1 protein-coding gene is annotated in these 261 nt (G+C 71.6%); it reads left to right on the forward strand.

Annotated elements, in window-relative coordinates; all coding sequences use genetic code 11:
• Positions 1 to 261 (forward strand): transposase (locus RB628_RS42090; protein WP_318325851.1); only part of this gene is annotated, 261 nt, incomplete at both ends.

The raw sequence follows: 261 nt of genomic DNA on the forward strand, positions 1-261 counted from the left end.
TGGACGATGTGTTCGCGCGTCCGGCCTCCCGGGAGAACCTGCGGGCGATGGTGCGCGGGCTGCTCAGCGAGGTGCCGCGCAAGAATCTGTGGCAGCTCGCGGAGGCGGCCGGCCACCCCAATCCGGACAGGCTGCAGGGCTTTTTGGCCAAGGCTGCGTGGGACGCGGGCGAACTGCGCGACCGGGTCCGCGCCGTCGCGGTCGATGCCCTGGCCGCCGACGACGCGGTGCTGATCGCGGACGAGACCGGCGACATCAAGA

It is taken from the genome of Streptomyces sp. ADMS (genome assembly GCF_033441795.1).
GTDB lineage: Bacteria > Actinomycetota > Actinomycetes > Streptomycetales > Streptomycetaceae > Streptomyces.